A 12,312-nucleotide genomic window follows, 5' to 3' on the forward strand; every position below is an offset into this window, starting at 1 on the left:
TACGGGCCGCTGGATCGAGGAGTTCTACAATCGTGCCCGGCTGCATTCAGCACTGGGCTACACCACACCCGTGGAACACGAACGATTCCTCGCCACAACAAAACCTCAGCCGGCACAAGCCGCCTGATCAACTGTCCACGATTTGCGGGCAACCCCAGCTTACACGGACTGAATTTCGACGAGCCTCCAGCTGCCCCCGAAGGCCGTTCCTGCCCACAGCAGACCGGCTAGATGGAAGCTCTGAATCACGACACGCCTCCGGAATTGAGGTGTCATCCCGAGACAAAATTGAAACGTTTTCGATCACGTCCAGTACGCCTGCATCATGGCGTCCCGGCCGCAGGCGCTCGAGCCGCTCTCCAAATCCACTCTCGGCTTGCAGCGTTTCACATGGACCTTGAGGTGCGTGGCCTGGGAATGATCTCCCGGGCCTTTACGGATTGGCCGAAGTCTTACGCGGGACGATGTCCTCGACAAACATAACGCTCTACCGGCTGACGAACCCGGCGATTTCTTTCGCCCGCATGTTCGCTTACAACTGGTCGACCTTCTTCGCTGTCGAGGGGCGGACACCACGCGCCCTGGGAGCAACCGAAAATCTTCGCAGAAGCACTGTGCATCGGCTTCCGGTCGCTTCGCAGATATCCAAGCGATGGGTGAGGCCGGTTCGGACGCATTGAGACTAGACTTGCTCACACCGGTTCGGCCCGGGGTTGGCCTGCCGTCGTGGTGGCCCCGGCCCCTGAACTGACGTGCGGAACGACAATTGGCGGGGCGTACAAATGATGAGCTTCTATTGCTGCGGGATGCGAAGAACGTTCGCTCCCGGTACCGGAGGCAGGGCATGCGGGAGCACACGAGGCCCTGAGGTCATGCGGGCGGCCCTGAGGTTGTTGCGGTGAGCACACTCCCCATCTCTGATTACGCGCTCCTCTCCGACAGGCACTCCGCGGCCCTGGTCAGCAGCGACGGGTCCATCGACTGGCTGTGCTTTCCCCGGTTTGATAGTCCCTCAGTTTTCGCGCGGATACTGGGAGAGGGTGCGGGGCATTGGTCAGTCCGGGCCAGAGGCTGCACCCGAACGGATCGGTCCTACGTCGATGCCGGCATGGTCCTCCAGACCATGATCAGCACGGAAACTGGCACGGCTGTCCTGACAGACGCTATGGAAGTCGGCGACTCTGGGGACCCCCACCGGCTGGGAGAGGGAGCTCCGCACACGATACTGCGGGGCGTCACCTGTACCAGCGGCCAAGTAACCCTTGAAGTGTGCTTCCGCCCGCGGCCCGAGTACGGCCTAATAACACCCGTGATGAACCAGATCGGCTCCGGGGTTGTGGCCACGGGCGGATCCGGACGGCTTCTCCTCAGCGCTCCAGGACCCGTGTCTGTTGCTCACGGCGAAGGCACGGCCGTCTTCGAGATCGCCGCAGGCGAAAGCATCTACCTCGCGTTGCAGCATTCCATGCTGGGCACTCCGCTGCCGAAACCGTATAGCCAAAAGCAGATCAAGAAGGCTCTTCGCACCACCGAAAATGCCTGGCGCCATTGGTCAGAGATCCATCAACGCTACGACGGACCGTGGCGGCAGCTAATACATCATTCCGGTTGCGTGCTGGAAGCGCTCAGTTACCAGCCCACCGGAGCCATCGTTGCCGCCCCGACCACTTCTCTTCCTGAACAGATCGGCGGAGAGCGCAATTGGGACTACAGATTCTCCTGGGTCCGTGACGCCAGCTTCACCATGCAGGCGCTCTGGGTGGCGGCCTGCCCCGACGAAGCCCATGAGTTCTTCGGCTTCATGACCGCGGCAGCGGCTCATTCCCGCCCGGAGCGTCCACTTCAGATTATGTTCGGCATACGCGGTGAGCACGACCTGTCCGAACGCGTCCTTCCCCAGCTCAGCGGGTGGAAGGGCAGCCGCCCTGTCCGGGCCGGTAACGGCGCATGGGACCAGCCCCAACTAGACGTCTATGGCGAAATTCTCGATGCAGCTTTCCGTCTCCGCCGCCAGCTTCGAGACCTCGACCAGGGCGTCAGTGATTTTCTTGCCGATCTTGCCGATGCGGCAGCCCACCAATGGAACCAAAAGGACAACGGCATATGGGAGATCCGGGGCGAGCCGCAGCACTTCCTCTACTCCAAGCTGATGTGCTGGGTTGCCCTGGACCGCGCAGTGAAACTGGCCCGCCAGATTCACGCAGCAGACCGTGCCCCGGAGTGGGAAGCCGCCGCGCGTGACATCCGCGAAGCAATACTGGAACGCGGCTGGAACGAGGAAATCGGGGCATTTACACAGCACTTTGACTCGGCGGACCTTGATGCCGCGGCCCTGATGCTTCCCATTGTGGGGTTCCTTCCCGCCTCGGATCCACGGGTGCTCGCCACCCTGGACGCCGTCGAGGAGCATCTCACCGACTCCCGGGGCCTGCTGCTGCGATACCGGACCGACACTGGCATCGACGGCCTGGACGGTGAGGAAGGAAGCTTCCTGCTGTGCACGTTCTGGCTCGCCCAAGTATCCGCCATGGCCGGCCGGACCGAACACGCTAGGGAAGTGTTTGAGCGGGCCACAAGCTACGCGAATGACGTGGGACTGCTCAGCGAAGAAGTGGACTCAGCCACTGGCCAACTGCTTGGCAATTTCCCACAGGCCTTCAGCCACATCGGCCTCGTCAACGCAGCCTGGGCCATTCACCAGGCGGAAAGACGCGCGAAGCGCCTGGCCCGTGGCGATCCGAGGATTTCGTCCGGTTCACACTCTCCGCCCTGATCCGAAGCCAGTGCTGTACTAGCCCATGTCCCGGAGGTCCCAACTACCGAACCGTCCACTCCCCTTCCGCCGGCTCGACTACTTCGGGACCGCTTTTGCGGACGCCGTCGACCCGGTCGCGTTATCCGGTCATGTCGAGGACAGACGTCGTTCCGGCCAGATGGCGATTTGGCGGGTGACGATTTTTTCCGCTGATTCGTAGATGGTCTGGTTGTTGGCACGGGCATGGTCGCGCAGCAGGGCGAACGCCGCATCCATGTCGACATGGGCGGTGTGGGCGATCACGCCCTTGGGCCTGTGGCGCCGATGGTACCGCTGCGCAGACGCATCGGGACGGCAAGGACGGAGTGGAATCCTGGGGAGAGGGCGGCTGTCTGAAACTCCGGCCACCGCGACCCGTCGGCGGCAATGTCATCGATAGCTGCAACCGTGCCGGCCCGGAACAGTCCTCGCACGGTCCTGTCCCGGCCTCCAGCTGGAGGACTTCCACCAGCTGGCTTTCCTCGCTTGTGGAGGCCATGAGCTGAAGGTCGCCTGCCGGATCTGCGAGCAGGAGTCCGGCGGCGGCGTCGAGGATTCCGACGGATTCATCGACAAGGGTGTGGAACAGGTCGAAGATGTCGTAATCCGCCACAAGTGTCCGCTATCTTGACGAAAGCGGTGCTCACGCGCCGGGCGCGGCTTGAGATCGCCATAACCGGATTCTACGCCACAGGGGCAGCGGCGCTTCGGCCCACTGGGGGAGTGAAGTCAAGGCGTCGGCTGCCGACGTCGCGGGCTACGTCGCGGACCGTGCGCCCCTCGGCAAAAGCATGGGCCCTCAGCAGCATCCGCGCGTCCCGGGCAGAGGTTCCTGTCTGTGCTGCGACCATGCCGGTCGCCTGGTGAACCTCGCGCCGGGACAGGGGTGAGCCCTTTTGATGTGCATCTGCGCCGTCACCGGCAGGTGCCAGAATCTGACGGAGTAGCATCCAAGCGGTGGCGTCGGCGAGGTGCAATGCAGCAGAGTGGTCAGCATGGCTAAGCGGCCCGGGCTAGGAGCTGTAGAGCTCAATCACACCGATGTCCATGGCGCCGATCACGAGCGGGAAACGAACAAGGCGGACACCTCGAGATCCATGAGGGCTTTCGCAAAGACGGGCCATCCGGTGTGAGATGCCGTGCGCACTTCGGGGATAAGGACCGGCCTTCGGTTCCGAAGGGCCTCCCACCGAGGACCTTCTCCTAAGTCGAACTGCAGCTCGTCGATCCTCGCCGAAACATTGTCGCTGGCACAGAGAATTGATTCCGGCGTCAGGCCCGGGAATAACGAAATTGATGCTCCGGAGATGGGCAGCTCGAGGAAACCAGAACAAAGGTAATGGTCCGCAATCTAGTGATACAGACGGTTGACATACTGAGTACGCCCGTGACCAGTACCCTCTACCAAGGCCGCGCGGGAATGATTTCGGAATGGAATGTGGAAGGCAGGGCCGGCACACGCCGGCCCTGCCGTGGCAGGCACAGGGTTTGCTGGAGGCGGTCAAGCCGCCCACACAAGTCGGGTCGAACCCTGCAAGCTACTCTGAGCCGCTGGCCCTCCGTCGCTGATGCAGCGTTCCACCAACTCCTCGTCGTGCCCCTTACACCAGGTCGGGGGAGCTGCTGACGATGTAATCCAACGCGGCGGGGCCGGACATGGCGAGAGTGTTGTCCTCAGGCTCGATCCGGCGTCTTTGGAGGGCCACCCATAGGGCCTCGGCCGGCTCCGGTTGGCTTTGGTTTATCAGGCACCAGCTGGTGTACAACCCGTACAGCTCCTCCTTGTCCAACCCTCCGTCTGTTTCCCGATCAGTTGTCAATGCCTCTGCGAGGAACCCATCAAAATGCGCACTCATAGCCGTTCCTTTTTCTCCTTTGCATCTCCAGGATGCTCCGCCGACGCCACTTGACGGCCGGGTCACCGCTCGGCCGCCAACGTTGAATTTATGCCAGGAAGACCACTCTGTCTAGTTCACCTCGACGCGATGCGTCAGGTGTCCCTCAGAACCGGATTCGGACGCCACTCATGGAGGCAAGGTACGTCACTAGCGGCCGTCTCTGACCCGCCCATGGCAAGCTGCCGAAAAACGTGATTCCCAGGGCTGATTGGCAGTGAATTAGCAGCGGTTTGTGGCCGATGATGAGGTTTTCGGCGTGCATTTCCCCCTCTTTGGGCGACGTCAAAGTAATACCCAAAGCCACTCAGTTTCTTTTTATCGTCTCCTCGGTAACGTGGTTAGCATGAGGACGTGCTCGGTGCTCCGATGCCAGAATCCTTACTCCAGCGTCGTGGTGGCCGGGCATGGACCGGCCGATTTCCGCGAGGCCGACGTCTGTGCCGTACACAAGGCGAATCTCGGCTCCGGTGCAAACTGGGACTTCTGCGGTGACCACATACTGATGGACCAGGATATTGCGCCGGCCTTGGTGAGATGGTCGGAGCTTCCGGGCATGGGGACGCACGGCTTCACCCTCGTCCTGGAAATGGCGGGCCGGACAGCGCCCATTGAAATGTTCCTGACGACCACCGATGCAATCTCGCTGGCCCTGTTCCTCTACCCATCAAGCGGCCTGACCCTACCCCGTGACCTCGTGGACGCATTCCGGGGAGAAGATGACGGGGACTCGGACTGACAGCGCTCCCTACCTGCCTTGTGCAGGCTCGAAAGCGAACAGGTCGAGTCCGTTGGGTCTGTGCGAATGTGCCGGCGGGGGAAACGATGTTCCGGCCGAATCAAGCCAGGTCGAAAGGGATTCTTCTATGACAGCGCGAGATACCTCCTCAGTCGGTGCACCGTGCTGGGTCGACACCTGGCAGCCCGATCCCCGGGCAGCCACAGACTTCTATGGTCAGCTCTTCGGTTGGAGTTTCGACGATCCGATCCCGATGCCGTCCGGTCTCGACGGCGTCTACTACACCGCGCGCCTTCACGGACAGTTGGTGGCCGGGATCGGGCAGGCGCCGCCGCTGTCACCTGCGTGCTGGATCACCCACGTCCGTGTCGACGACGTCGGGGAATCTTTGGACCGGGCCGAGCGGGCAGGAGGCAAACGTCTCGGGCCGATTGATGCCGGGTCCGATAAGCGCTATGCAGTGCTCGCCGACTCCACCGGCGTCCCGTTCTGCCTGCGGCAGGCGGGTGAGAAGGACGGCATCGAGCTGGCCAATGAGCCGAACAGCTGGGCCATGAGCTCGCTGCACACCGTAGATGTTGGACGGGCCCAGGCGTTCTACGGGGCAATGTTCGACCGGGAGCTCAAACCAATGTCGGACGTTTTGTTCTCACTGTGGCTGCGCTCGGACCGGGTAATGGCGGTCGTGACGGCGACCGATGGCGTCGAGGTCCCGCCGCATTGGAGCGTCAACTTCGCCGTCCGCGATGCCGAAGCCATCGCCGAGCATGCTGTCGCTCCAGGTGGTGGCATCCGAATGGCGCCCGTGGACACTCTGGGATCTCGAAGCGCCGTGATTAGGGACCCTCCAGGCGGCGTCGTGGAGGTGAGTGCAAGTACCGGCTGACACGCGCTTCCAGCCGTCAATTGCTCGGCGCGGCACCTTCCCATGCCATCCGGGAGAGGTACCGGTGCCGGCATCGGGGAGCACAGCGTCTGGACGCTTCTATATTCGTCAAGGGCCGGTCCGAGCTGCGCAGTGTCGTAGCAGGACGAAACAGCCCGGCTAAGTCCTTGCCGCGACCTCTCAGTGTTCCTGGCTGCGCTCTGGGATTCGGGCCTACACCGCTGGCGGGCCGCTAGGCTCGCCTTGTGATGAGTTCGCAGAATGGCAACGAACGCTATGTCGTCCGTCCGTGGTGGAGGGAAAGAACACTTCCCTGGGCGGCCTTGGTTGTTGTCTCCATCGTCCTGACGAGCATTGCCTTGGAACGGACGGCGTTCTTCGTCTACGAGCCGGTCCCGGAGTTCATAGAACGGCTGCGCGTGGGCAGGCTGTTCATGCTCGCCGGATCTGCCACGTCGCTTGCCGCAGCCATATGGGCGCAGGTCCGTGGTAACCCGCTGTGGGTGACGATTTGCGTGGCTGCGCCGGCGGCGCTGGTGGGCATGGCGATGATGATCATGACGCCGCCGTCTCTGACTCCGCAGATCGCCGGGCTCTTCGCCCTGCCGGCAGCCCTGGCCGGACTCATCGGGGGGCTGCTTCCCGTCACCAAGGATTGATCCAGCCCGGTCACTCGACACCTCCAGGCTTGCTGACTTGGGCTTCATTCAGCGATTCGCTGAAGTGGCCGGGCCGGGTCAGGTCTCCTCGGTCGTACTGCATCGAGTGCGAGGGATAGGGCGATCTCACCCGAGAAGCCGGGGCCTCTGGATGTCCCCTTTGGAGTGTGCATTCTTGGCCGCCTCGGCAACGCCGTCAATGTGGACCGGCAGGTGAGAGGGTCCGTTCAGAATGGGCTCGGCCGGTAGGGTGGCAGGTCGGCGACAAGCCGCGGGCGGCAATCCAGAGGCCCCGGCTGGTGCTGCCAATCAGACCGGCCAGGTCCCAGACGGGAAACCAGGGCATAGCGGTGGCCAGTATGTCGCCCTGGTTCAGGAGATAGAGCAGACTGACGGACCAGCCGATGATCTGCAGCTGGCCCAGATGTTCGCCGAGCAGAGCCCCACCGAACTGGTGCTGGGCGGTCCATGCAGCTTCCGCTGCCGTCCGGGTCGCGGTGCCCCGTCCCGGTGGGCGCTTGCCGGTTGGGGAATGACGAAGACCCAGCGCAGAAATCCGATCAGTGACAACACTATCGAGGCGGCGCCTGCACAGGTCGCGATCTGCATTGCCGGGTTCTGACCCTGACCGAGTACGAAGGGCAGCAGCGGGACCGGTATCGCGAGCACGCCGTAGGTCCATGCGGCTTGTGGATCCCGGCCCGAACCGCGCATCACGCCTGGATGCCTGCTGCTTCACATACACACACAATTCAGCGGGTGATCCGCCCACAGCAGATGCTCGGTTCTGGGCGGGCAGACGCCCCGAAAGCCCCCCACAACAAACATTCCCGTTCCCTTTTGCAGGCGGCAGCTGGTCTCCGCCCACTTCGGATTGTGGATGGCCGGCATAGAGGGTTCAGCCATCCGCGTCATACGGAGTGCGTGTAAGGGTTTCATTTAGAAATCCCATCCGGCCCGGTGCAACCATGGAGAAAGCCTCGGCCCAGTGCACGACCGCCACCCGGAGTTCTTTGAAGGCGCTGTCCTCGAGCGGCTCTGCGAGCCCGAACGACAGATCATCTTCCGAGTCCCGTGGGTCGACGACGCCGGCCGCTTCCAGATAAACCGCGGACCCACGGCCGCACAGCCATGTGGCCGCTTAGTGCGAAACCCGCTCCCTATCGTTCCGGCGGTGGGGGAGCCAGCCGGACAAGGTCCTGAACAGCGTCGCCAGGGCCCGGTAAACCCCGACGGTCATGGCCGTCAGCAGGAGAAATACCAGCCTGACCGCGCCAGCCAAGAGGAGGAGCAAGCCTAAGCTGACGAGCGTGGGCAGAAACAGAAGAAGGACGGCGACGATTGTAGCGATGTAGCCGACGGCGTAAGCAATGATGGTGGCCTGGTCCACCGGAATCCCATCAACAGCCGGATGAAGGCTCCGGATGCTTGCTGCTGAATCCCGTTGCAGCCTTGGGTGATGTGATTACTGACCGCTTTCGCCGCCGGAAATCCCTGTGGGGGAGAGATGACGCGGCCGCCGATAGTGCCACTGTTGCGCTATTGGCCGCTACGGCGTTGCTTGGATGCTTCCGCTCGAAGGCAGCCTAGGCAGCACTGCATCCCGTCCCGGTCCGTGAGGCCGTGAGCTGGTGTCGTTGACCTCTAAGGCCCCCCTTTGGATGGTTCGGTTCGGCGAATCCGTCGATACGGTTTTTATAGCATTGCCTCGATGCACAGGCAAGACACCTGGGGCAGTGTCCGCCTCTCGCTACGGGGTGCCCCTATGTTGTTCGTCAACCCGTGTGCCTTGTTGGGTCCCGATCGTCAGGTCGTTGGCCGTCTTTTCTTGTCCTGCCAGCCATGCGGAAGGGCGCGGGGGCTGCTGGCTGGTCAGGACGTGTCCAGGGTCTCCAGCCCGATGGGCGGAGGCGGGATCATGTGCTCCACCGGCTCACGGGAGGCAGTCGTTGGCCCCGTTTCTGACCGGTCAGAGACGGGGCCAACCGTGGTTTCTAGGGAATCTTTGTAGAGGTTACGGTGCGAGCGGGTTGGTGTACTTGAAAGTACCGGGGAACGAGGTGCTGGCACCCGATGTTGTGTCGGTGATCACCACGTTCGAGTACTCGACGCTGACGAAGGTGACAGTCTGCCCTGGAGGGCAGCTGAAGCCCAGTGCCGTGGCACTCGGTGGAGTCAGCGTCAGTGATCCGGTGATGTTCCCGTTCTTGTCGGCCGTGAACGTTCCGCTGGTACTGACGTCGGTTACTGTGGTCGTCTTGTTCGACGCTTTCGGGTTCTTGCCGCCGTTGTTGACACACTCGTAGGTCGTCGTTGCCGTCGCCGAAACCGTGACGGTCTCAACGGCGCCGGATGACAGACCTGCTTCTTTGAAGGTGACGACAAGACTCGAACCCGAGAGCGTCGCACTTGTGGCGTTTTTGATGAAATGTGGATTTCCACCAGCAGCCGTCGCCGGGCTGCTGAACATGAATAGCGCCATAATTATGGCGGCGATGATTGTAAATACGCGCTTGGACATCAGTGTCTCCTGTAGCAAAAGAGGTAAGGCTGTCCCCGCTGATCAGCGGGGAAAAGGACAACCCCCAGTTGATCCGAACAATTGCTCGTGGGGAGTCTCTTTTTCAGGAGGCCCGACCCTCCAAGAAGACACCTTCCTTGTCACAAGCACAAGGGAAATCCGTACCCTATCTCTTGCGTTGATTTTGGCTGGCGTCCGTTGTCGCATGGACCCGGCGCTTAGGTGGCCACGGGATTCCTTGGTTGGTAGAGGGTTTCGTCGCTGAGCATGGCGTAGAGGGTGTCGCAGCGTCTTCGGGCCAAGGCCACCAAGGCCTGGTTGTGACGTTTGCCTTCGCCGCGTATCCGGTCGTAGTAGGCCCGGCAGGCGGGGTCCTTGAGCGAGGCGAAGGCAGATAGGAACAGAACACGTTTGAGCGCCTTGTTGCCCCTGCGTGCGGCGTGATCGCCACGGATGGAGCTGCCCGAGCGCCAGGTGACGGGGGCCAGCCCTGCGTAGGAGGCGAGGTGGCCGGCGGTGGGGAAGTTCTTGCCGACAACGTCGGTGAGGATCCGTGCGGCTGTCCTGACGCCCACCGCGGCATGGATGTCAGGACGGTGTGAAGAGGGTGGGCCTCCACCAGGGCCTCGACCCGGGCCAGGACCCTCACCCGTGCCTCATGGATACCGGCAAGCAGGCCCGCCAGCTCCGGCAGGACGATTCCGGCGGCACTCGTCCCGGCGACCACGACGTGCTGTTGATCCAGGGCGGCCACGATCTGGGCTGAGAGCCGATTGAACATCTTGGGCGCGAGCTTTTTCAGCCTGACCGCGATGCGTTTCTGCCCGGCCTTCCGCAGAGCTTCCGGGGTGGGCCAGGTGCGGATCAGATCCAGTACCGCCGGGTGGTCCAGTCGTGGGCGAGTACCCTTTCAAGGGCCGGGTGGATCTGGGTGAGCAGCCCGCGGATCCGGTTGGTTACCGCGGTCGCCTGCTGGGCGAGGTCGTCATCGAAGCCGCACAGCATGGACAGCTCGGCCTGCTCCTCCTCGGCAATCTGAACCGCGCCAAGGTTGTGCGGCATGGTCCGGGCCGCTTCGGCGATGATGAAGGCATCTCTGGCATCGGTTTTTGCCTCACCTGGGTGCAGGTCCGCAATCCGGCGCATCGACAGGCCCGGCGGTAGCCGACGAGGACACCGGCGGCCTGCGCGACGGCTACCGGCAGTGCCTCGATGGTGGCGGGCTGGTCCACCACCAGCAGGATCCGCCCGTGGGACTCGAGTTCCTGCAGGATGAGCCGGAGCCGGCCTTCATCGTTCGGCAGCGACTGGTCCAGCAATTTCCTGCCGGACCGGTCCAGGGCGTGATGGTCGCCCTTGCCGACGTCCAGGCCAACAAACACATCAATTCATTCGTGGTTTTCGATCATGTAGCACCTCCGGTCGCAGCTGCACGTCGTGTGCGGGCCTGTAGGTGGTGTCGAAGCCCGGCATTCACGTTACGCACGGCGATTCGTTCTGCCCTGCCCCTATTAGCGGTCTCTCCGGCACCTGCCGGTCCCGGTGGCTTCACCCCGTAGATCAGCAACGACAGAGAAGGGCAACCGTGCCGGGACCAACAGGCCAGCACACCCCAATCCTGCAGCAGAACCGGGGTTCAAAAAACAGTAACGGGAGAGGTATCCAGACGAGGGAACCCCTGCCAGTCACCGGAGCCTGTGCCTGTGCCTGTTCGGGAAAATCTGCATCGGACCGATTCCACGTGGCCCGGCTTTGACCTGGGCTGCCCGAGGTTAACTGTGCGGTCGCAGACGCCATATAGTCGAACGATGGAAAAGCGCAGATTGGGCAAGACAAGACGGAACGTCTCCATCGTGGGCCTCGGCACGTGGCAGCTCGGCGCCGACTGGGGCAATGTGGATCCGGCGCAGGCGCAGGCAGTCCTGGCTGCCTCGGTGGAATCGGGGGTGACTTTCTTCGATACCGCGGACGTCTATGGCGACGGCCGCAGCGAACAGGCGATAGGTGCCTTTCTTGCGGACAACCCGGGCCTGGACATCACGGTCGCCACCAAGATGGGCCGGCGGCTCGAGCAGCACCCCGAGAACTACAACCTGGCTAACTTCCGCGAGTGGGTGGACCGCTCACGGCGCAATCTGGGGACGGACTGTCTCGACCTGGTCCAACTGCACTGCCCGCCGACCGCCGTTTACAGCAAAGCCGAGGTCTACGATGCCCTCGACTCATTGGTGGCGGAGGGGGCGATTCGGAACTACGGCGTCAGCGTGGAGCGTACCGACGAAGCCCTTGAAGCCATCCGGCACCCGGGTACGGCAACGGTGCAGATCGTCCTAAACTCGTTCCGGCTCAAGCCCCTGGATGAGGTGTTGCCGGCCGCCATGACGGCCGGTGTGGGCATCATTGCCCGGGTTCCGCTGGCTTCCGGACTGCTGTCAGGAAAATACTCCAAGGAGACTTCCTTCCCGGAGAACGACCACCGCAACTACAACCGGACCGGTTCGGCTTTCGACGTCGGCGAGACGTTCTCGGGCGTGGACTACGAGCTGGGGTTGACGGCCGTGGCGGACTTCGAGGAGCTGGTGCCCGACGGCGTCGCCACGGCCCAGGCGGCCATCGCCTGGATCACCGCGCAGGAAGGTGTCAGCACCGTTATCCCGGGCGCCCGCAACGTCGAGCAGGCGCGGTCCAATGCGGCGGCAGCCGGCGTCAGCGGAATCGACACCACGTTCGACGTCGGCGTCCGGGAGATCTACGACCGCTACTTCCGCGAGTCGATTCACCCCCGCTGGTAGCCACGCCGGCCCCGCAAGGAGGGCAT

Annotated in this window: 10 protein-coding genes and 3 pseudogenes; 7 read left to right on the forward strand and 6 right to left on the reverse strand. The window is 62.9% G+C overall.

The window, feature by feature from the left end:
* Positions 1 to 898: 898 nt before the first annotated feature.
* Together ABIB51_RS20715 and ABIB51_RS20720 are read left to right on the forward strand one after the other, a co-directional pair.
* Positions 899 to 1,369: pseudogene (locus ABIB51_RS20715) on the forward strand (trehalase-like domain-containing protein); the annotation flags it as partial.
* A gap of 15 nt (positions 1,370 to 1,384) precedes the next feature.
* Positions 1,385 to 2,773: a glycoside hydrolase family 15 protein gene (locus tag ABIB51_RS20720; protein ID WP_354191281.1), complete on the forward strand. Its 1,389-nt coding sequence runs from the start codon at positions 1,385 to 1,387 to the stop codon at positions 2,771 to 2,773.
* A gap of 129 nt (positions 2,774 to 2,902) precedes the next feature.
* Here ABIB51_RS20720 and ABIB51_RS20725 read toward each other — a convergent pair whose 3' ends face one another.
* From ABIB51_RS20725 to ABIB51_RS20735, 3 genes are all read right to left on the reverse strand, one after another.
* On the reverse strand, positions 2,903 to 3,058 hold the full coding sequence (locus ABIB51_RS20725) for an ANTAR domain-containing protein (protein WP_354191237.1): 156 nt from the start codon (positions 3,056 to 3,058) through the stop codon (positions 2,903 to 2,905).
* Positions 3,059 to 3,477: 419 nt separating this feature from the next.
* Complete coding sequence (locus ABIB51_RS20730) at positions 3,478 to 3,645, reverse strand: hypothetical protein (RefSeq protein ID WP_354191238.1); 168 nt, start codon at positions 3,643 to 3,645, stop codon at positions 3,478 to 3,480.
* 750 nt (positions 3,646 to 4,395) lie between these two features.
* Positions 4,396 to 4,650: a hypothetical protein gene (locus tag ABIB51_RS20735; RefSeq protein WP_354191239.1), complete on the reverse strand. Its 255-nt coding sequence runs from the start codon at positions 4,648 to 4,650 to the stop codon at positions 4,396 to 4,398.
* Between the two features lie 400 nt (positions 4,651 to 5,050).
* Between ABIB51_RS20735 and ABIB51_RS20740 the strand changes: the two genes are divergently transcribed.
* The 4 genes and pseudogenes from ABIB51_RS20740 to ABIB51_RS20755 all read left to right on the forward strand — a co-directional run.
* Positions 5,051 to 5,428: a hypothetical protein gene (locus tag ABIB51_RS20740; protein ID WP_354191240.1), complete on the forward strand. Its 378-nt coding sequence runs from the start codon at positions 5,051 to 5,053 to the stop codon at positions 5,426 to 5,428.
* A 127-nt stretch (positions 5,429 to 5,555) separates the two neighbouring features.
* Positions 5,556 to 6,314 (forward strand): VOC family protein, encoded by a 759-nt coding sequence (locus tag ABIB51_RS20745; RefSeq protein ID WP_354191241.1) that lies wholly within the window; start codon positions 5,556 to 5,558, stop codon positions 6,312 to 6,314.
* Between the two features lie 248 nt (positions 6,315 to 6,562).
* Positions 6,563 to 6,973: a hypothetical protein gene (locus ABIB51_RS20750; protein WP_354191242.1), complete on the forward strand. Its 411-nt coding sequence runs from the start codon at positions 6,563 to 6,565 to the stop codon at positions 6,971 to 6,973.
* 970 nt (positions 6,974 to 7,943) lie between these two features.
* Positions 7,944 to 8,087 (forward strand): annotated as a pseudogene (locus tag ABIB51_RS20755) (NADP-specific glutamate dehydrogenase); the annotation flags it as partial.
* A 27-nt stretch (positions 8,088 to 8,114) separates the two neighbouring features.
* Here the strand turns inward: ABIB51_RS20755 and ABIB51_RS20760 are convergent.
* The 3 genes and pseudogenes from ABIB51_RS20760 to ABIB51_RS20770 form a co-directional block, all read right to left on the reverse strand.
* Positions 8,115 to 8,363, reverse strand: a complete 249-nt coding sequence (locus tag ABIB51_RS20760; RefSeq protein ID WP_354191243.1) for a hypothetical protein — start codon at positions 8,361 to 8,363, stop codon at positions 8,115 to 8,117.
* A 624-nt stretch (positions 8,364 to 8,987) separates the two neighbouring features.
* The gene (locus tag ABIB51_RS20765; RefSeq protein ID WP_354191244.1) at positions 8,988 to 9,494 is read right to left on the reverse strand and encodes a hypothetical protein; all 507 of its coding nucleotides are present in this window, start codon (positions 9,492 to 9,494) and stop codon (positions 8,988 to 8,990) included.
* A 218-nt stretch (positions 9,495 to 9,712) separates the two neighbouring features.
* A pseudogene (locus ABIB51_RS20770) lies at positions 9,713 to 10,967 on the reverse strand (IS110 family RNA-guided transposase).
* Between the two features lie 335 nt (positions 10,968 to 11,302).
* On the opposite strand from ABIB51_RS20770, the gene ABIB51_RS20780 reads away from it, so the two are divergent.
* Positions 11,303 to 12,286 (forward strand): aldo/keto reductase, encoded by a 984-nt coding sequence (locus ABIB51_RS20780; RefSeq protein ID WP_354191245.1) that lies wholly within the window; start codon positions 11,303 to 11,305, stop codon positions 12,284 to 12,286.
* Positions 12,287 to 12,312: the final 26 nt, after the last annotated feature.

The sequence above is a fragment of the Arthrobacter sp. UYCu712 genome (assembly GCF_040547005.1).
Lineage (GTDB): Bacteria > Actinomycetota > Actinomycetes > Actinomycetales > Micrococcaceae > Arthrobacter.